This window comes from Streptomyces sp. NPDC044003 (assembly GCF_056435185.1).
Window position 1 is genome coordinate 416,942 of the sequence record NZ_JBWKFA010000005.1, and the last position, 16,874, is coordinate 433,815.

The window sequence follows — 16,874 nt, forward strand, 5'->3', positions numbered from 1 at the left end:
GGACCCTACAAGATCAGGTGATGTCGTCGTAACCGTTGAGCCGCTGCACGCTCGCTGCGCCGTGCTCGCCGGTGGCCTGCTCGGGCAGGGCACGGGCGGCGCTCACGGGCTCGACGGCCCCGACGGCCTCGGGGGTGAGGTCGAGCGAGGAGGCCTCGTCGTCGTCGAGCTCGGCGTCGGGGTTGCCGCGCCTGCGCCGCCGGTCGTTGAGGAGGGAGAAGACGACGGCCCCGAAGTACAGGATCGTGATGGGTCCGGCGAGGGCGATCATGCCGATGGGGTCGGTGGTCGGGGTGATGACGGCGCCGAAGACGAAGACGCCCATGATCACACCGCGCCACCAGCCGGCCATGCGGCGACCCGTGAGCACTCCGGTGAGGTTGAGCATCACCAGGACGAGCGGGAGCTCGAAGGCGAGGCCGAAGACGAGCACCATGCGCAGGGTGAAGTCGAGGACGTCGCCGAGCGAGAGGATGTTCGCGGAGCCCTCGGGCGTGAGGCTGATGAGCACCCTCACGCTGACGGGGAGGATGAGGTACGCGAGGTAGGCGCCGGCGGCGAACAGCGGCACGGCCGCGCCGACGAAGGCGTACGTGTACTTCTTCTCGTTCCTGTGCAGCCCGGGCGCGATGAAGGCCCACAGCTGGTAGAGCCAGACGGGGCTGGCGATGACGAGACCGGCCGTCAGGGACAGCTGGATCGTCGTGCTGAAGGGGGCCATCAGCGTGTTGAAGGAGACGATCGCGCAGTTGCCGCCGTTGCTGTTGACGCCCGGTGCGCAGGTGGGCACCGATCTCGTCAGGAACTGCATGAGGTCCTCGCTGTACACGAGGGCCACGATCGTCACCGCTGCGATGGCGAGGAGACCCTTCGCCAGTCGGTTGCGGAGTTCACGCAGGTGTTCCACGAGGGGCATCCGGCCCTCGGGATCCTTCTCCTGCTTGCGGGCAGACTTGGGCAACCCACGTCCTCATCTCGTGCGGCAGGCCGCCGCCCGGTGCGGCGGCCGCGGCGGACCGGGTCAGCGCTTGGTGGTGTCCGAGGGCTCGGTCACGGGACGCGCGCTGGTCACGTCGCCGGGAGCGGCCTGGATGGTGCGCGGGGCGGGCTCCTGCGTCCCGGCGTGCGGCGGGTCGGCGGGGGCGCTCTGCTGGTCGTCCGCCTTCATCGCCTTGGCCTCGCTCTTGAGGATGCGGGCCGACTTGCCCAGCGAGCGGGCCATGTCCGGGAGCTTCTTGGCGCCGAACAGGAGGATCACGACGACGAGGATCAGAATGATCTCGGTGGGGCCGAGCCTACCCATAGCTGTTTACCTTCTTCACCGAGGCGACATGGAGTGCGTGCCCGGCGGGTCGGACATGTGTCCTGCCACCGCGCTGCCTGCGATCGTAACCCGCAGGAGTAAACGCGGGGCAATGCCCGTGCATACTCCGGATTGCGTCCCACGGGCCCTGACCGGGCCCTTCGTGCAGCGTACGGCACGGCCTCAACGGAGCGTCTCGCCGGTCCTGGCGAGTCCGACGGCGGCGGTTTCGAGCTCCTCGGCGGCCTGCTGTATCCGCTGTGTGGTGCTGGCCACTTGACGGCCGAGGCGCTGGACCTCCAGGAAGACCCTGATGGCGAGGACGCCGAGGACGGCGAGGCCGAGGAAGCCGAGGGCGATGGCGAGCATGGGCCAGAACATGTGCTGAGCCTAGACGTTGGGCGCGGACGGATCGTTCAGACGGTGGTGTGGAGGCGCAGGGTGCGCACGCCGCCGCCGGTGAGGAGTTCGACGATGCGCTCGCCCGCGGGCTTGCGGACGGAGCTGCCGCACTCGGGGCAGGTGAAGGAGTAGAAGGTGGTGCGCCGGCTCGCCCCGATGGCGAGGCGCAGGGCGCTCGCGGAGAGTTCGAAGCGCGAGCGGCAGTCGGGGCAGGCGGCCTTGAAGAGGACCGGGGCCACGGACGCCGCAAAACTGTGCATCACGGACATCTCCCTCATCTCTCTCGACTCTGGCATCACTTCGGCGACAGCGACCTGTCGCACGGTCACATCGGTGCCGACATCCCGGGCGCGGTCACGTCAGTAACAGCGTCTCGGGAGCGGGGAACGTCACACACCCTCGTACGCGGCGAGCGCGGCGGCCGCCGCCGTACGGGCGCTGTCGGCCAGCTCCGCCGGCGCGACGATCCGCCCGTCACTGCCCAGCCGCAGCGCCAGCCTCCGCAGCGAGGCCGGGTCCGGCGTCCGCAGCGTGATCCGCAGCCCGCCGTCCGGGAGCTCCTCGGCCCGGTCGTGCGGGTAGTACTCGGCGACCCAGCGCCCACCGGGACCCACCTCGACCACGACCTCAGGGTCGTCGGCCGACGGCTGGACCAGGCCCTCGGAGAGGTCGCGCAGCTCCAGCTCCGGCGGCGCCGCGTGCTCGTCGAGGATCCGGATCTCGACGACCCGGTCGAGCCGGAAGGTGCGGCGCGCCTCGGAGAGCCGGCACCACGCCTCCATATAGGTGTGGCCGACGGCGAAGAGCCGGATCGGGTCGACCTCGCGCTCGGTGAGCTCGTCGCGCGCGGGCGAGTAGTACCGCACCCACAGCCGCCTGCGCTCCGAGATGGCCCGGTCGACCTCGGCGAAGACCCCGCCCTCGGACTCGAAGGTCACCGAGAGCCGGGCGCTGGCCCCGGCGGCCTCGCCGGCCGCCGCCTCCAGCTTGGCGGTGGCGCGCAGCAGGGCGTCCCGGTCGCTCTCGCGGAGCCCCGGCAGGGTGGCGACGGCGCGGGCGGCGACGAGTAGCGCGGTGGCCTCGTCGGCGGCGAGCCGCAGCGGCTCTGCGACGTCGTCGGGGTTGTGCCACCAGATCCGGTCGCCGTCGGTGTCGATGTCGAGGAGGTCGCCGCCCCGGAAGCTGGTGCCGCACATGGGCAGCACGTCCAGGTCGGAGATCAGCTCGTCCTCGGTGATCCCGAAGGCGCGCGCCACGTCGGCGACGTGGGCGCCGGGGCGCTCGCGGAGATAGGTGACGAGGGAGAGCATCCGCCTCGTCTGGTCGATCGCGTTGGCAGCCATGCGGTACGTCTCCCCCTCAGCCCTTGGCCACGGCGCGCAGCCGGTCCACCACATCGGCCCGCAGATCGGCGGGTTCCAGTACGACGACGTCGGGGCCGAACTCGACGAGCCAGGCGTCGAGCCCGTGCCCGTACGGGATCTCAAGATCGTCCCAGCCGTCGCCGCCCTCGGTCACGGCCTGGGCGCGGGCCCGCAGCGGGTAGCCGCAGCCGGCCCGCAGCCGGATCCGGGCGGAGCGGGTGGCGGTCTCGCCGGCCCAGCTCTCGACGGTCTCCCGGACGGTCACGACGTCGGGCACGGGCGCGGTGAAGGCGCCGGCCCGCGAGCGGACCTTGCCGGTGATGCGGGAGAGCCGGAAGACGCGCTCGGCACCGCGGTCGCGGTCCCAGCCGGCCAGGTACCAGTGTCCGCGCCAGCACTCGAGGGTCCAGGGCTCGACGTGGCGGGTCTCGGGGCGGGCGGCGTTGGCCTTGCGGTAGTCGAAGACGACGGGCCTGCGGTCGCGGCAGGCCAGCATCAGCGGCTCGAAGGCGGCCTCGCGCACCGGGATGCGCGGTTCGAGGGCGCTGGGCTGGGTGTCGTACGAGTCCCCCGCCTCGGGCATGCCGGCCGCGCGGAGCTTCTGGAGGGCGCCGCTGGCAGCCCCGGCGAGGCGGGCCTGCTGCCACACCTTGGCGGCGAGGCCGAGCGCAGCGGCCTCCTCGGCGTCGAGGGTGATCGGCGGCAGCCGGTTGGAGTCGCGGCGGGCGAGGTAGCCGGTCTCGCCGTCCAGGTTCTCGACGGTCTCGATGACCAGACCGAGCTCGCGGAGATCGTCCTTGTCCCGCTCGAACATACGGTTGAAGGCGTCGTCGCCGCTCGCTTCGAGGTACGCCTCGATGGAGCCGCGGAGCTCCCGCTTGCTCAGCGGGCGGCGCGTCCCGAGCAGACACAGCGCGAGATTCATCAGCCGCTCGGACTTGGCAATCGCCATCGACGCCCCGCACCCTTCCGCCGGTTCCACTTCTCGGACGTCCGACCGTACCGCCCCGGGGTGTCGGGAACCAAAGCCGAGGGCCCCCGCCATGGACGGCGGGGGCCCTCGGAGCGACCTTGATCGGGTCGGTGTTACTTCACGGCCACGAGGTCGCAGACGAAGATCAGCGTCTCGCCCGGAGCGATCGCGTTGCCGGCACCACGGTCGCCGTAGGCGAGGTGCGCGGGGATGATCAGCTGGCGGCGGCCGCCGACCTTCATGCCCTGCACGCCCTGGTCCCAGCCGGAGATGACCTGGCCGACGCCGAGCTTGAACTCGAGCGGGTTGCCGCGGTTCCAGGAGGCGTCGAACTCCTCGCCGGTGGAGAAGGCCACACCCACGTAGTGGACCTGCACGAACTGGCCGGCCTGGGCGACCTCGCCGTCGCCCTCCCAGATGTCCTTGATCTCCAGGTCCTTCGGCGGCTCGCCACCCGGGAAGTCGATCTCGGGCTTCTCGATGCTCACTGGATTGCTCCTCAAACTGATGTACTGCGTGATCGGGACAGTCTTACATCTTCGTCAGGATGTCCACGGCGAAGACAAGCGTGGAGTTCTTGGGAATCCCCTGCTTCTCCTCGCTGCCGAACGCCTCCGACGGCGGGGCGACGATCAGGACGCGGCTGCCGATCTTCTTGCCGACGAGACCGTCCTTGAGACCCTTCAGCGTCAGCTGCGGGAGCGGGAAGTTCGCGGGCTTGCCGGTCGTGTACGTCGAGTCGAAGACCTTGCCGTCCTTCCACAGGGCGGCGACGTAGTTCACGACGACCGTGTCGGTGGCCTTCACGGCCTCGCCGTTGGCCTCCAGCACGTAGTTCGAGACGAGCTTGGTCGGCGGGTCGGTCTTCGGGACCGTCAGCGAGGGGGCCTTGCCGTCGGTGTTCGTACCGACCTTCGGCAGGTCCTTGTTGTCCTGGGCGACCGGGGTGCCCGTGGCGGACTTCGGGATCGTCACGGCCTTCAGGATGTCCACGACGAAGACGAGGGTGGCGTTCGGCTTGATGTCGCCCTGGCCCTGCGCGCCGTAACCGAGCTCCGGCGGGATGCCGATCTCGATGCGGCTGCCGACCTTCTGGCCCTCCAGGCCCTGGTCCCAGCCCTTGATGACCTGACCGGCGCCCAGCGTGAGGTCGAAGGGCTGACCGCGGTCGAAGCTGTTGTCGAAGGGGGTGGTGGAGTCCCAGGCCTGGCCCAGGTAGTTCACCTGGAGGGCGTCGCCCTTCTTCGTCACCGCGCCCTTGCCCTCGCTGATGACGTTGACCTTGAGTTCCTTGGGCGGGTCGCCCTCGCCCTTGGCGAGGGTCGGCTTCTCCCCGAACTTCTGCCCCGCGGTGATGGTGGGCAGCCCGTTCGTCATCGAGGCGGAATCGGAGCCCTTGTCGTCGCTGCCGCACGCCGCTGTGGAGAGCAGCAGCAGCGGGACGACGAGAAGGCCGGCAAGTCGGCGCACGTGTTCCTCAGATCTCAGACGGCACAGTAGTTGTGCCGACACTCTAGGCGTTCCTCCTGTCACGTCGAGAGCCCCGCACGCGAACGTGCAGGGCTCTGCCGACCGATATGACCTGCCTACATTCCGGCGATCAGCTTTTCCACCCGGTCGTCGACGGAGCGGAACGGGTCCTTGCACAACACCGTGCGCTGCGCCTGGTCGTTGAGCTTGAGGTGGACCCAGTCGACGGTGAAGTCCCGCCGCTGCTCCTGCGCGCGACGGATGAAATCGCCGCGCAGCCGGGCCCGAGTGGTCTGCGGGGGCACCGACTTGCCCTCGAAGATCTTCAGGTCGTTGCAGATGCGGGCCGCCTGTCCGTTCTTCTGGAGCAGGTAGTACAGCCCGCGACGACGGTGGATGTCGTGGTAGGCGAGGTCTATCTGCGCGACCCTCGGGTTCGACATGGTCATGTTGTGCTTGGCCCGGTAGCGCTCGATGAGCCGGTGCTTCATGACCCAGTCGATCTCGGTCTCGATCCGGTCGAGCTGCTCGCTCTCGATCGCGTCGAGCGTACGGCCCCACAGCTCCAGGACCTGGGCGACGGTGCCGGAGCGGATGCCGCGCCGGTCGACGAAGTCCACGGCCTTCTCGTAGTACTCGCGCTGGACCTCCAGGGCAGAGGCCTCCCGGCCGCTGGCGAGCCGGACCTTGCGCTGGCCCGTGATGTCGTGGCTGACCTCGCGGATCGCCCGGATGGGGTTCTCCAGGGTCAGGTCGCGCATCACCGTGCCCGCCTCGATCATGCGGAGCACCAGGTCGGTGGCGCCGACCTTGAGCAGCATCGTCGTCTCGGACATGTTGGAGTCGCCGACGATGACGTGCAGCCGGCGGTAGCGCTCGGCGTCGGCGTGCGGCTCGTCCCGGGTGTTGATGATGGGCCGCGAGCGGGTGGTGGCCGAGCTGACGCCCTCCCAGATGTGCTCGGCACGCTGGGAGACGCAGTAGACCGCGCCACGCGGGGTCTGGAGGACCTTTCCCGCGCCGCAGATGAGCTGCCGCGTCACGAGGAACGGAATGAGGATGTCCGCGAGCCGGGAGAACTCCCCGTGGCGGGCGACGAGATAGTTCTCGTGGCAGCCGTACGAGTTTCCGGCCGAGTCGGTGTTGTTCTTGAAGAGGTAGACGTCGCCCGCGATTCCCTCCTCGTGCAGGCGGCGTTCGGCGTCGACGAGCAGGCCCTCGAGAATGCGCTCGCCGGCCTTGTCGTGGGTGACCAGTTCGGTCACGTTGTCGCATTCCGGTGTGGCGTATTCCGGATGCGAACCCACGTCGAGGTACAGGCGGGCGCCGTTCCGCAGGAAGACATTGCTGCTGCGGCCCCATGACACGACACGGCGGAAGAGGTAGCGCGCCACTTCGTCAGGAGACAGTCGGCGCTGTCCCCTGAACGTGCACGTGACGCCGTACTCGTTCTCCAGCCCGAAAATGCGGCGGTCCATGTCTGAACATTACGCCTGACGGCGTGCGCTGAAACCGGGTTGGGCGTTCCCGTTTCGATCATTTTCCGATCAGTGCGCGTTCTTTTCGGCGTGTACGGCGGTGGGCGCCGTCTCTCCCTCGGCGTGTCGCACGGCGGTGCCGGCGGCCACGGGGGCGGTGAGGACACGGCCGGTGGCCAGCAGGACGAGCAGCGCGACGAGGCCGCCCGCGCCGGCCACGGCGAACCCGGCCACCGTTCCGGCCAGTTCGATCGCGGGTCCCGCCACGGCGGAGCCCAGGGCCGCGCCGACGCCGAAGGTGGTGACGAGCCAGGAGAAAGCCTCGGTGACGGTGCCGCTCGGGGCGTGCCGGTCGACCACGATGAACGCGCAGGCGAGGACGGGGGCGAGGAAGACCCCGGAGAGCACCGAGAGGCCGGTCATGGCGAGGGGGCCGGGGGTCAGCATGAGCGGCAGGTAGCAGACCGCGAGGAGGCCCACGAGGACCCTCAGCCGCCGCTCGGGCGCCCCGGACCACTGGCGGGCGCCGTACAGGACACCGCCGGCCAGCGCGCCGAGGCCGAGGGCGGCCATCAGCCAGCCGTACACGGACGGCGTGCCCCGGTCGTCGGCGTAGGCGACGGCGGCGACCGTGATGGAGCCGAGGGCGAGGCCGACGAAGAAGAACGAGCCGAGGAGGGCGAGGAGCCCGGGCGAGCGCAGGGCCCCCAGCCAGTGGGCCTCGCGGGCGGCGGAGCGCCAGGCGCGGGACGGCTCGGAGAGGACGACGGCGAGGGCGCCGAGCACCCCCAGGACGTTGATGACGAGGAGGGCGGCCGCGGGCGAGCGCAGGGCGACCAGGAGGGTCACCAGGAGCGGGCCGACGGTGAACATGACCTCCTGGGCGACGGCGTCGAGCGCGTACGCCCGGTGGACCCGGTCCTCGCGGCCGAGGACGCTCGGCCACAGGGCGCGCAGGCCGCCTTCGAGGGGCGGGGTGAAGAGCCCGGCGACGACGACGGCGGCGTACGCGAGGGCCAGGTGGCCGATGCCGGTGAGGGCGAAGAGGGCCATGCCGAGGGCGGAGAGGACGGCGGCGGGCAGCTGGACGCGGGGCTGGCCCTTGAGGTCGACGGCGCGGCCGAGGAGCGGCTGCCCGATGGCGTTGGCGAGGCCGTAGGCCGCGATCAGGCCGCCGGCCAGGGTGTAGCTGCCGCCCTGGTCCCGGACGAACAGGGTCATGGCGATGGGCCCGGTGCCGTTGGGCAGGCGCCCGACGAGCGTTCCGGCGAGCAGCCGGGCGGCGTGCGGTGCCCGGAGTATGTCGAGATAGCCGCCGCGTGCCGTGGCCTCGGTGGCCATGTGGGTCTCCCCTCCGCCCCGGCCACGCCGAGGTTTTACGTATAACGTCCGGAGTCATACGTACCATGACGGCTGTACGCGGGTCCACCCCGCGCCCCGGAACCGTCCGACGCGGAGGCTTGTGTGCAGACCCCGGAACCGATCGGCGGCACCCGCCCCACCAGCCGGGACGTGGCACGGGTCGCGGGGGTCTCCCAGGCCACCGTCTCCCTTGTCCTCGGCGACAAGTGGCGCGGACGCGTCTCCGAGCGCACCGCCGGGGCCGTGCGGGAGGCCGCGTCCGAGCTCGGCTACCGGCCCAACCTGGCCGCCCGCAACCTCCGGCTCGGGCGCACACGCACCGCCCTACTGGTCGTCCCGGCCCTCACCAACGAGTTCTTCGCCCACGTCTACACGGGCGCCGCCACCGCCGCGGCGGAGCACGGATTCGGCGTCGTGCTCTACCCCTCCCCCGACGGCCTGGGCCCCGCCCGCGACCCCTTCGCCTCGGCACAGGCCGCCCTCGACGGCGTCATCGCCTCCTCGATGGCGACCGACGCCCTGGAGGCCTTCCGGGGCGGCGACCTCCCGCTCGTCATGCTCGACAGCGACCCGGCCGACCCGGGTGCCGCCGCCCACGTGAACCTCGACGTCGCCGACGGCATGCGCCGGGTGACCGACCACCTGCTCGCCCTCGGCCACCGCCGCTTCCTCCACCTCGCGTCCGCGGCCCCGTCCTGGACCTTCGACGTCCGGGCCGAGGTGCTCTCCCACGCCCTGCGCGACGCGGACGTGCGCACCGTGCGGTCACCGCTGAACGCCGCGGACGCCTGGGAGGCCGCCGGTCCGGCCCTCGCCGACCCCGGCACCCGGCCCACGGCGGTGATCTGCGACGACGACATCCTCGCGGCCGGCGTCTGCAAGGCCGCGCGCCGGCTCGGCCTGCGGGTCCCCGAGGACCTCTCGGTCACCGGCTTCGACGACATGGCCCTGGCGACCGTGCTGGAGCCCGAGCTGACCACGGTCCGGCTGCCCGCCGAGGAGTTCGGCCGACGGGGCATGGAGGCGCTCCTCGCCGTTCTCGCGGGCGAACGGCCCGAACCGGTCTCCCTGCCCGTCGCCCTCGTCCCCCGCGGCTCCTCGGGCCCCGCACCGGCCTCCTGAGCCCACAGACGCCCGAGGGGCCCCGGTCCACTCGGACCGGGGCCCCTCGGGGCGGAACCGACTACTCCTCGGGAGCCTCGTCCGAGGGCTCGTCCGTCTTCGCCGCCGCAGCGTTGTCCGCCTCCAGGAGGCGCGACAGCTGACGGCCGACGATCCGCTTGAACTTGCGCTGCTGCGGACGCGTGCGGTCGAGCACCGCCACCTCCAGGCGCTCCGCGGGGATCTCCCGCTCGGTGCCGTTGGTGTCCCGCGACAGGGCCTGCACGGCCAGCTTCAGGGCCTCGGCGAGCGTCATGCCGTCCCGATGCCGCTGGTCCAGGAAGGAGCTGATCTGCTCGGCGTTCCCACCGACCGCGACCGAGCCGTGCTCGTCCACGATCGAGCCGTCGTGCGGCAGCCGGTAGATCTGGTCGCCCTCGGGCTCGGAGCCGACCTCGGCGACGACCAGCTCCACCTCGTACGGCTTCTCCCCCGCGCTGGAGAAGATCGTGCCGAGCGTCTGGGCGTAGACGTTGGCCAGGCCGCGCGCGGTGACGTCGTCCCGGTCGTAGGTGTAGCCCCGCAGGTCGGCGTAGCGCACGCCGCCGATGCGGAGGTTCTCGTACTCGTTGTACTTGCCGGCGGCGGCGAAGCCGATCCGGTCGTAGATCTCGCTGAACTTGTGCAGGGCACGGGACGGGTTCTCACCGACGAAGACGATGCCGTCGGTGTACTGGAGGACGACCAGGCTGCGGCCGCGGGCGATGCCCTTGCGGGCGTACTCGGCCCGGTCGGCCATGGCCTGCTGGGGTGAGACATAGAACGGCGTGGACACCGGCTACCGTCCCTTTCTTCCGGTCTGAAGGGCTTCTACGGGCGACGACGGGTCAGAGCAGGGCGGCGCGCGGCCCGTCGGGCTGCTCCAGACGCCGCTCGGTGACCGATCGGGCCAGCTCGGAGGATTCCGCCTCGGTGAGCCTGCGGAAGCCCTCGTCGGTGATGACGGTGACGATCGGGAAGATCCGGCGGGCCATGTCGGGACCGCCGGTCGCCGAGTCGTCGTCCGCCGCGTCGTACAGCGCCTGCACCACCAGTGTGGTGGCCTGGTCCTCGGTCAGGTCGGCGCGGTACAGCTTCTTCATCGAACCGCGCGCGAAGATCGAGCCGGAGCCGGTGGCGGCGAAGCCGTGCTCCTCGGAGCGGCCGCCGGTCACGTCGTACGAGAAGATCCGGCCCTTCTCCTTGCCCTCGTCCCAGCCCGCGAAGAGCGGCACGACGGCGAGCCCCTGCATGGCCATGCCCAGGTTGCCCCGGATCATGGTGGAGAGACGGTTCGCCTTGCCCTCCAGGGAGAGCGTCGCGCCCTCCACCTTCTCGAAGTGCTCCAGCTCCAGCTGGAACAGCTTGACCATCTCCACGGCGAGGCCGGCGGTGCCGGCGATGCCGACGGCGGAGTACTCGTCGGCCGGGAACACCTTCTCGATGTCCCGCTGCGCGATCATGTTCCCCATGGTCGCCCGCCGGTCACCGGCGAGCACGACGCCGCCGGGGAACGTGGCGGCCACGATGGTGGTGCCGTGCGGCGCCTCGACGATCCCCTCGGGAAGCTTCCGGTTGCCGGGGAGCATCTCCGGCGAGTGGCTCGCGAGGAAGTCGATGAACGAGGACGAGCCCGGTGTCAGGAAGGCAGCCGGTAGGCGCCCGGTCCGATCAAGATTGGCTTCCACGGCTGTCCCTCCAAATATGAGATGGCCCGACGAAGAGTGTCGGGATCGTCTCCCAACTTGCCGATGGCCGAATTGCAGTTGAAGCACAGTACGCCACGGACCCTACCCGTCTCGTGGCAGTGATCCACATGCTCTGGCCTGGCGGCCAGACAGATACAGCAGACGCCGCCCTGCGAGGCGATCATCTCGTCGCGCTCGGCCTCGGTGATGCCGTACGCCCGCTTGAGGTGACCTGCACGCCCCTGAGCCTTGCGGCACTTCTTGCATCGGGTGGAGAGGCCGTCGGAAGCTGTGGCGTTGCGATGCCACTCGCTGTGCGGCTTGACCTCGCCACACTGCCGGCAGAGCTTCCACCCTTCCGGCACGTCCACCTTCTCCCGAACCGCCTTGCCACTGACCGCCTGCCGCTTTCGGTAATGCTCGGCGCTGTATGCAGCGACGCACTCCCGACACCGGGGCTGCAGCCCGTCCCTGCGGTTCCGGTCCTTCGCGAAGGACGAGAACAGCAGATCCCGACCACAGCCCCGGCAGTGCTTGAGTCGCTCGGACTCGCCCCCACTCACGATGACCCTTCGATTCGAAGGTGAAATCGCCTTAGCGGACTCTACTCGCCACCTTTTTGCACGAAGCTCCGAACGAAATCCTCAGCATTCTCCTCGAGTACGTCGTCGATCTCGTCCAGGACGGAGTCCACGTCGTCGCTCAGCTTCTCCTGGCGTTCCTGGAGGTCGGAGCTCGCCTCGGTGGTGGTCTCCTCGACCTCCTCCGTGGATCGCGTCGCCTTCTGCTGTCCGCCGCCGGTGTCCTTGGTCGCCATATCCCTCACCCCGCTCGAATCGGCCCGCTCGGTTGAGTCCGTACAAGATCAGACCCTATAGGTCGGGTCTGACTTCGGCCCCGCAGTTTCCACAACGCCCGGGCACTGATTCCATGATTCCCAGTGCCGGGGTATTTCAGGCCCCTGGCGGGCCCCCGGTTCAGCCGCCGGAGAGGACCCGCACCAGTTCCTCCGCCGTACGGCAGCGGTCCAGGAGCGATTTCACGTGCGCCTTGGTGCCCCGCAGCGGCTCCAGGGTCGGGACGCGCTGGAGCGAGTCCCGGCCGGGCAGGTCGAAGATCACCGAGTCCCAGGAGGCCGCGGCGACGTCGTCGGCGTACTGCTCCAGGCAGCGGCCCCGGAAGTAGGCCCTGGTGTCCTCCGGAGGCGCCGTCTCGGCCCGCTCCACCTCGTGCTCGTCCAGGAGCCGCTTCATGCGCCCGCGCGCCACCAGGCGGTTGTAGAGGCCCTTCTCGGGGCGTACGTCCGCGTACTGGAGGTCCACCAGGTGCAGCCGGGCCGCGTCCCAGTCCAGGCCGTCGCGGCGCCGGTAGCCCTCCATGAGCTCCCGCTTGGCGACCCAGTCCAGCTCGCCGGCGAGGCTCATCGGATCGGTCTCCAGGCGGCCCAGGGTGTCCTCCCAGCGCATGAGGACGTCCATGGTCTGCTCGTCCGCGTCCGAGCCGTACCGCTCCTCCACGTACTTCCTGGCCAGCTCGAAGTACTCCATCTGGAGCTGCACCGCGGTGAGTGTCCGGCCGCTGCGGAGCGTGATCAGGTACTGGAGCGTCGGGTCGTGCGAGACCTGGTGCAGGGTGCGGACCGGCTGGTCGACGGCGAGGTCGACGGTGATGAAGCCGTCCTCGATCATGGAGAGCACGAGGGCGGTGGTGCCGAGCTTGAGGTAGGTGGAGATCTCCGAGAGGTTCGCGTCGCCGATGATCACGTGCAGGCGGCGGTACTTCTCGGCGTCGGCGTGCGGCTCGTCCCGGGTGTTGATGATGGGCCGCTTGAGCGTCGTCTCCAGGCCCACCTCGACCTCGAAGTAGTCGGCGCGCTGGCTGAGCTGGAAGCCGTTCTCCCGGCCGTCCTGGCCGATGCCGACCCGTCCCGCGCCGGTGACGACCTGGCGGGAGACGAAGAAGGGGGTCAGGTGGCGCACGATGTCCGAGAAGGGGGTCTCCCGCTTCATCAGGTAGTTCTCGTGCGTGCCGTAGGAGGCGCCCTTGTTGTCGGTGTTGTTCTTGTAGAGGTGGATGGGCTGGGCCCCGGGGAGCTGGGCGGCGCGCTCGGCCGCCTCCGCCATGATCCGCTCGCCGGCCTTGTCCCAGAGGACGGCGTCGCGCGGGTTGGTGACCTCGGGGGCGCTGTACTCGGGGTGGGCGTGGTCCACGTAGAGCCGGGCCCCGTTGGTGAGGATCACGTTGGCCAGGCCGATGTCCTCGTCGGTGAGCTGGCTGGAGTCGGCGGCCTCGCGGGCGAGGTCGAAGCCGCGGGCGTCCCGCAGCGGGTTCTCCTCCTCGAAGTCCCAGCGGGCGCGGCGCGCCCGGTGCATCGCCGCCGCGTAGGCGTTGACGATCTGGGACGAGGTGAGCATGGCATTGGCGTTCGGGTGTCCGGGGACGGAGATCCCGTACTCCGTCTCGATGCCCATTACTCGCCGTACGGTCATGCGGCCCTCCTTGCCCGGCGGCGCTCACTGTGCGCGACTCGGCGGTACCGATGAGCCTAGAGCGGCTCCGCGCTGGTGGGGAGATCAGTTGCAGTATTTCCTGTTTCCCTGTGATGCCGGGGGAAATGCTGGATGGAATGCGTCGGCTGCGGATGCCCGGTTTCCGGACATCCGCAGCCGGTGGGCGTTTTACAGGTACTGACCGGTATTGGCCACCGTGTCGATGGAGCGTCCGGTGTCCGCGCCCTGCTTTCCGGTGACGAGGGTGCGGATGAACACGATCCGCTCGCCCTTCTTTCCGGAGATCCGGGCCCAGTCGTCGGGGTTGGTGGTGTTGGGCAGGTCCTCGTTCTCCTTGAACTCGTCCACGCACGCCTGGAGGAGGTGGGAGACCCGGATGCCCTTCTGGTTGTGGTCGAGGAAGGCCTTGATGGCCATCTTCTTGGCCCGGTCGACGATGTTCTGGATCATCGCGCCGGAGTTGAAGTCCTTGAAGTACAGGACTTCCTTGTCGCCGTTGGCGTACGTGACTTCGAGGAAGCGGTTCTCCTCGGATTCCGCGTACATCTGCTCGACGACGGACTGGATCATTCCGTGGGCGGCGGCGGCCTTCGAGCCGCTGTGCTCGGAGATGTCGTCCGAGTGGAGCGGCAGGTTGGCCGTGAGGTACTTCGCGAAGATGTCCTTCGCGGCCTCCGCGTCCGGACGCTCGATCTTGATCTTGACGTCGAGGCGGCCGGGCCGCAGGATCGCGGGGTCGATCATGTCCTCGCGGTTGGAGGCGCCGATGACGATGACGTTCTCCAGGCCTTCCACGCCGTCGATCTCGGCGAGCAGCTGCGGGACGATGGTGTTCTCCACGTCCGAGCTGACACCGGATCCGCGGGTGCGGAAGAGGGATTCCATCTCGTCGAAGAAGACGATGACGGGGGTGCCCTCGCTCGCCTTCTCCCGGGCACGCTGGAAGACGAGGCGGATGTGCCGCTCGGTCTCGCCGACGTACTTGTTGAGGAGCTCGGGGCCCTTGATGTTGAGGAAGTAGGACTTCCCCGCGGGCTGGCCGGTCACCTCGGCGACCTTCTTGGCCAGGGAGTTGGCCACGGCCTTCGCGATGAGCGTCTTGCCGCAGCCGGGCGGTCCGTAGAGCAGGATGCCCTTGGGCGGCCGCAGTTCGTGCTCCTTGAAGAGGTCCGGGTAGAGGTAGGGGAGCTCGACCGCGTCGCGGATCAGCTCGATCTGGTTGCCCAGACCGCCGATCTTGTCGTAGTCGACGTCCGGGACCTCTTCCAGAACGAGCTCTTCGACCTCGCTCTTGGGGACCACTTCGTAGACGTAGCCGGACCTGGAGTCGAGCAGCAGGGCGTCGCCGGCGCGGATGGTGACGTCCAGCAGAGGCTCGGCGAGCCTCACCACCCGCTCCTCGTCGGTGTGCCCCACCACCAGGGCGCGCTCGCCGTCCTCGAGGATCTCCTTGAGGGTGACGATGTCCCCGGCGCGCTCGAACTCCATGGCCTCGACCACGTTGAGCGCTTCGTTGAGCATGACTTCCTGGCCGCGCCTGAGCTCTTCGAGCTCGATGCTCGGGCTGACGTTCACCCGGAGCTTGCGGCCCCCGGTGAAGATGTCGCACGTGCCGTCCTCGTTCGCCTGCAGGAAGACACCGAAGCCGGCCGGCGGCTGCGCGAGCCGGTCGACCTCCTCCTTGAGTGCCACGATCTGGTCGCGGGCCTCACGGAGCGTGTTCGCCAGACGTTCGTTCTGCGCGGACACGCCGGCCAGGTTGGTCTGCAGCTCGACGATCCGCTCTTCGAGAATCCTCGTGTGGCGCGGAGAGTCGGCGAGCTTGCGGCGCAGGACGGCGATTTCCTGCTCGAGATAGGCAACCTGACCGGCGGGGTCTTCAGACCCCCGCCCCGGCCGGATGCCGCGGTTGATGTCGTCGTCGTGGGCTGCCACGGTCCTCACCTCCTCCAAGGGGAGCTGGACGCTTCCTGACCCTACCTGCGTGGGTGGTGATTGAAACCCCTAGATCAAAAAGACTCCGGGGTGTGTCCGATCTTCACCCTTGCGCTTCCCCTCTCGCCAGGGGAATACCCACCCTTCACCGCTTGAAAGCGGGCGGTTGTATGGTCGTCATTGGTCAACACCCGTCAGGGGTGGCCCGACTTATCGCGCGAAGCAGAAACGGCAGGAGATATGACCGTGCAGCACGAGGCCTCGGCGACGGGCGCCGAGGAGGCGCTGGAGGTCTGGATCGACCAGGACCTGTGCACCGGGGACGGGATCTGCGCGCAGTACGCTCCCGAGGTCTTCGAGCTCGACATCGACGGGCTCGCGTACGTGAAGAGCGCCGACGACGAGCTGCTCCAGGACGCGGGCGCCACCACGCCGGTGCCGCTGCCGCTGCTCCAGGACGTGGTGGACTCCGCGAAGGAGTGCCCGGGCGACTGCATCCATGTCCGCCGGGTCGCGGACAAGGTCGAGGTGTACGGCCCCGACGCCGAGTGACGGCCGGGGCCTGATCCGCCGGACGGGCTTCAGACGCCGCGCGCGTCGGTCTGGTCGCCGCGGACGAAGGCGCCGCCCTGCCAGCGCCAGCTGACCTGCTCCTGCTCGTCGGGGCAGCAGCTGGGCACCTCGGGGGACGAGTAGCCGAGCAGGGTGGCGCGCACGGCCCCGTCGCGTACGGCGAGCTCGGTGACGCTCCGGTGCTGGTCCGGTGCGACGAGCGTGGCGACCACGCGCGCGGGGCTGCCGTTCTCCTTGCCGCGGGTGAGGACGTAGACGCCGCTGGGCGGGGTGCCGGAGCCGGCTTCGCAGTGCACGACCGCGATGGTCTCGGGGTTCCCGTCGCCGTCGAGGTCTCCGGTGGCGCGCTTGGCGACCGTACGGGGGCCTCCCCCGCACTCCAGGGGGTAGTCGGCTCCGGCGGCCTCGGGGGCGGGTGCCGGGCGCGGGGCGGCGGCCGGTGCGCCGGCGGCTCCGGCGGGGCCGGGCTGGAGCAGTCCGGCGAGGGCGACGACCGCGGCGGTCGCGGTGGCGGTGGCCAGCCAGTGGGCCGGCCGGGCGTCGGTGTGGGCGAGGTCCGCGAGGTCCGGGGCGGCGGAGTGCTGCACGCGAGACGTCTCCTGTGGGGTGGTGCGACGGGGTTCCCGGCATCGTGCCACACGTCACAGGGGGACGGAACAGCTGGGGTGGACCTGCT

General features: G+C 69.9%; 19 protein-coding genes. 2 read left to right on the top strand and 17 right to left on the bottom strand.

What is annotated here, in order from left to right:
• Nucleotides 1-13 precede the first annotated feature (13 nt).
• The 10 genes from tatC to AC07AW_RS22425 all read right to left on the bottom strand — a co-directional run bounded on the left by tatC (nucleotide 14) and on the right by AC07AW_RS22425 (nucleotide 8,331).
• On the bottom strand, nucleotides 14-916 hold the full coding sequence (gene tatC / locus AC07AW_RS22380; protein WP_478817392.1) for a twin-arginine translocase subunit TatC: 903 nt from the start codon (nucleotides 914-916) through the stop codon (nucleotides 14-16).
• A gap of 105 nt (nucleotides 917-1,021) precedes the next feature.
• The gene (gene tatA / locus AC07AW_RS22385) at nucleotides 1,022-1,303 is read right to left on the bottom strand and encodes a Sec-independent protein translocase subunit TatA (protein WP_041128368.1); all 282 of its coding nucleotides are present in this window, start codon (nucleotides 1,301-1,303) and stop codon (nucleotides 1,022-1,024) included.
• A gap of 183 nt (nucleotides 1,304-1,486) precedes the next feature.
• Complete coding sequence (locus tag AC07AW_RS22390; RefSeq protein ID WP_478817218.1) at nucleotides 1,487-1,684, bottom strand: hypothetical protein; 198 nt, start codon at nucleotides 1,682-1,684, stop codon at nucleotides 1,487-1,489.
• A 35-nt stretch (nucleotides 1,685-1,719) separates the two neighbouring features.
• Nucleotides 1,720-1,983, bottom strand: coding sequence for a hypothetical protein (locus tag AC07AW_RS22395; protein WP_478817219.1), 264 nt, complete (start codon nucleotides 1,981-1,983; stop codon nucleotides 1,720-1,722).
• A 111-nt stretch (nucleotides 1,984-2,094) separates the two neighbouring features.
• Nucleotides 2,095-3,048 (bottom strand): helix-turn-helix transcriptional regulator, encoded by a 954-nt coding sequence (locus AC07AW_RS22400; protein ID WP_385560253.1) that lies wholly within the window; start codon nucleotides 3,046-3,048, stop codon nucleotides 2,095-2,097.
• A 16-nt stretch (nucleotides 3,049-3,064) separates the two neighbouring features.
• Nucleotides 3,065-4,021, bottom strand: a complete 957-nt coding sequence (locus tag AC07AW_RS22405; protein WP_478817220.1) for a helix-turn-helix transcriptional regulator — start codon at nucleotides 4,019-4,021, stop codon at nucleotides 3,065-3,067.
• A 134-nt stretch (nucleotides 4,022-4,155) separates the two neighbouring features.
• Nucleotides 4,156-4,530, bottom strand: coding sequence for an FKBP-type peptidyl-prolyl cis-trans isomerase (locus AC07AW_RS22410; protein ID WP_478817221.1), 375 nt, complete (start codon nucleotides 4,528-4,530; stop codon nucleotides 4,156-4,158).
• 43 nt (nucleotides 4,531-4,573) lie between these two features.
• A complete protein-coding gene (locus AC07AW_RS22415) occupies nucleotides 4,574-5,512 on the bottom strand; it encodes an FKBP-type peptidyl-prolyl cis-trans isomerase (protein ID WP_478817222.1) in 939 nt (312 codons plus the stop codon).
• Between the two features lie 116 nt (nucleotides 5,513-5,628).
• Nucleotides 5,629-6,990, bottom strand: a complete 1,362-nt coding sequence (pafA, locus tag AC07AW_RS22420) for a Pup--protein ligase (RefSeq protein ID WP_116161892.1) — start codon at nucleotides 6,988-6,990, stop codon at nucleotides 5,629-5,631.
• A 69-nt stretch (nucleotides 6,991-7,059) separates the two neighbouring features.
• The gene (locus AC07AW_RS22425) at nucleotides 7,060-8,331 is read right to left on the bottom strand and encodes an MFS transporter (protein WP_478817223.1); all 1,272 of its coding nucleotides are present in this window, start codon (nucleotides 8,329-8,331) and stop codon (nucleotides 7,060-7,062) included.
• 123 nt (nucleotides 8,332-8,454) lie between these two features.
• Here AC07AW_RS22425 and AC07AW_RS22430 point away from each other — a divergent pair, with 123 nt between their 5' ends.
• Complete coding sequence (locus tag AC07AW_RS22430; protein WP_478817224.1) at nucleotides 8,455-9,474, top strand: LacI family DNA-binding transcriptional regulator; 1,020 nt, start codon at nucleotides 8,455-8,457, stop codon at nucleotides 9,472-9,474.
• A gap of 61 nt (nucleotides 9,475-9,535) precedes the next feature.
• Here the strand turns inward: AC07AW_RS22430 and prcA are convergent, their stop codons facing one another.
• The 6 genes from prcA to arc all read right to left on the bottom strand — a co-directional run bounded on the left by prcA (nucleotide 9,536) and on the right by arc (nucleotide 15,625).
• Nucleotides 9,536-10,288, bottom strand: a complete 753-nt coding sequence (prcA, locus tag AC07AW_RS22435) for a proteasome subunit alpha (protein ID WP_093876954.1) — start codon at nucleotides 10,286-10,288, stop codon at nucleotides 9,536-9,538.
• Nucleotides 10,289-10,340: 52 nt separating this feature from the next.
• On the bottom strand, nucleotides 10,341-11,180 hold the full coding sequence (gene prcB, locus AC07AW_RS22440; protein ID WP_478817225.1) for a proteasome subunit beta: 840 nt from the start codon (nucleotides 11,178-11,180) through the stop codon (nucleotides 10,341-10,343).
• Nucleotides 11,132-11,689: an endonuclease VII domain-containing protein gene (locus AC07AW_RS22445; RefSeq protein WP_478817393.1), complete on the bottom strand. Its 558-nt coding sequence runs from the start codon at nucleotides 11,687-11,689 to the stop codon at nucleotides 11,132-11,134. The genes prcB and AC07AW_RS22445 overlap by 49 nt, the downstream gene beginning before the upstream one ends.
• Nucleotides 11,690-11,784: 95 nt before the next feature.
• Nucleotides 11,785-11,997 carry a ubiquitin-like protein Pup gene (locus AC07AW_RS22450; protein WP_030315996.1) on the bottom strand — a complete coding sequence of 71 codons (213 nt, stop codon included), beginning with the start codon at nucleotides 11,995-11,997 and terminating at the stop codon, nucleotides 11,785-11,787.
• 160 nt (nucleotides 11,998-12,157) lie between these two features.
• Nucleotides 12,158-13,669 carry a depupylase/deamidase Dop gene (gene dop, locus AC07AW_RS22455; RefSeq protein WP_478817226.1) on the bottom strand — a complete coding sequence of 504 codons (1,512 nt, stop codon included), beginning with the start codon at nucleotides 13,667-13,669 and terminating at the stop codon, nucleotides 12,158-12,160.
• Nucleotides 13,670-13,858: 189 nt separating this feature from the next.
• Nucleotides 13,859-15,625 carry a proteasome ATPase gene (gene arc / locus AC07AW_RS22460; protein ID WP_478817227.1) on the bottom strand — a complete coding sequence of 589 codons (1,767 nt, stop codon included), beginning with the start codon at nucleotides 15,623-15,625 and terminating at the stop codon, nucleotides 13,859-13,861.
• Between the two features lie 240 nt (nucleotides 15,626-15,865).
• Here arc and AC07AW_RS22465 point away from each other — a divergent pair, with 240 nt between their 5' ends.
• Complete coding sequence (locus AC07AW_RS22465) at nucleotides 15,866-16,177, top strand: ferredoxin (protein ID WP_478817228.1); 312 nt, start codon at nucleotides 15,866-15,868, stop codon at nucleotides 16,175-16,177.
• 29 nt (nucleotides 16,178-16,206) lie between these two features.
• Here AC07AW_RS22465 and AC07AW_RS22470 read toward each other — a convergent pair whose 3' ends face one another.
• Entirely contained in the window at nucleotides 16,207-16,785 is a 579-nt protein-coding gene (locus AC07AW_RS22470) for a hypothetical protein (protein ID WP_478817229.1), read from the bottom strand.
• Nucleotides 16,786-16,874 lie beyond the last annotated feature (89 nt).

Excerpts from the sequence above, each read along its gene's own strand:
- tatC (WP_478817392.1), bottom strand. The coding sequence starts at position 916 with ATGCCCCTCGTGGAACACCTGCGTGAACTCCGCAACCGACTGGCGAAG.
- tatA (WP_041128368.1), bottom strand. The coding sequence starts at position 1,303 with ATGGGTAGGCTCGGCCCCACCGAGATCATTCTGATCCTCGTCGTCGTG.
- AC07AW_RS22390 (WP_478817218.1), bottom strand. The coding sequence starts at position 1,684 with ATGTTCTGGCCCATGCTCGCCATCGCCCTCGGCTTCCTCGGCCTCGCC.
- AC07AW_RS22395 (WP_478817219.1), bottom strand. The coding sequence starts at position 1,983 with ATGAGGGAGATGTCCGTGATGCACAGTTTTGCGGCGTCCGTGGCCCCG.
- AC07AW_RS22400 (WP_385560253.1), bottom strand. The coding sequence starts at position 3,048 with ATGGCTGCCAACGCGATCGACCAGACGAGGCGGATGCTCTCCCTCGTC.
- AC07AW_RS22405 (WP_478817220.1), bottom strand. The coding sequence starts at position 4,021 with ATGGCGATTGCCAAGTCCGAGCGGCTGATGAATCTCGCGCTGTGTCTG.
- pafA (WP_116161892.1), bottom strand. The coding sequence starts at position 6,990 with ATGGACCGCCGCATTTTCGGGCTGGAGAACGAGTACGGCGTCACGTGC.
- AC07AW_RS22425 (WP_478817223.1), bottom strand. The coding sequence starts at position 8,331 with ATGGCCACCGAGGCCACGGCACGCGGCGGCTATCTCGACATACTCCGG.
- AC07AW_RS22450 (WP_030315996.1), bottom strand. The coding sequence starts at position 11,997 with ATGGCGACCAAGGACACCGGCGGCGGACAGCAGAAGGCGACGCGATCC.
- dop (WP_478817226.1), bottom strand. The coding sequence starts at position 13,669 with ATGACCGTACGGCGAGTAATGGGCATCGAGACGGAGTACGGGATCTCC.
- AC07AW_RS22465 (WP_478817228.1), top strand. The coding sequence starts at position 15,866 with ATGACCGTGCAGCACGAGGCCTCGGCGACGGGCGCCGAGGAGGCGCTG.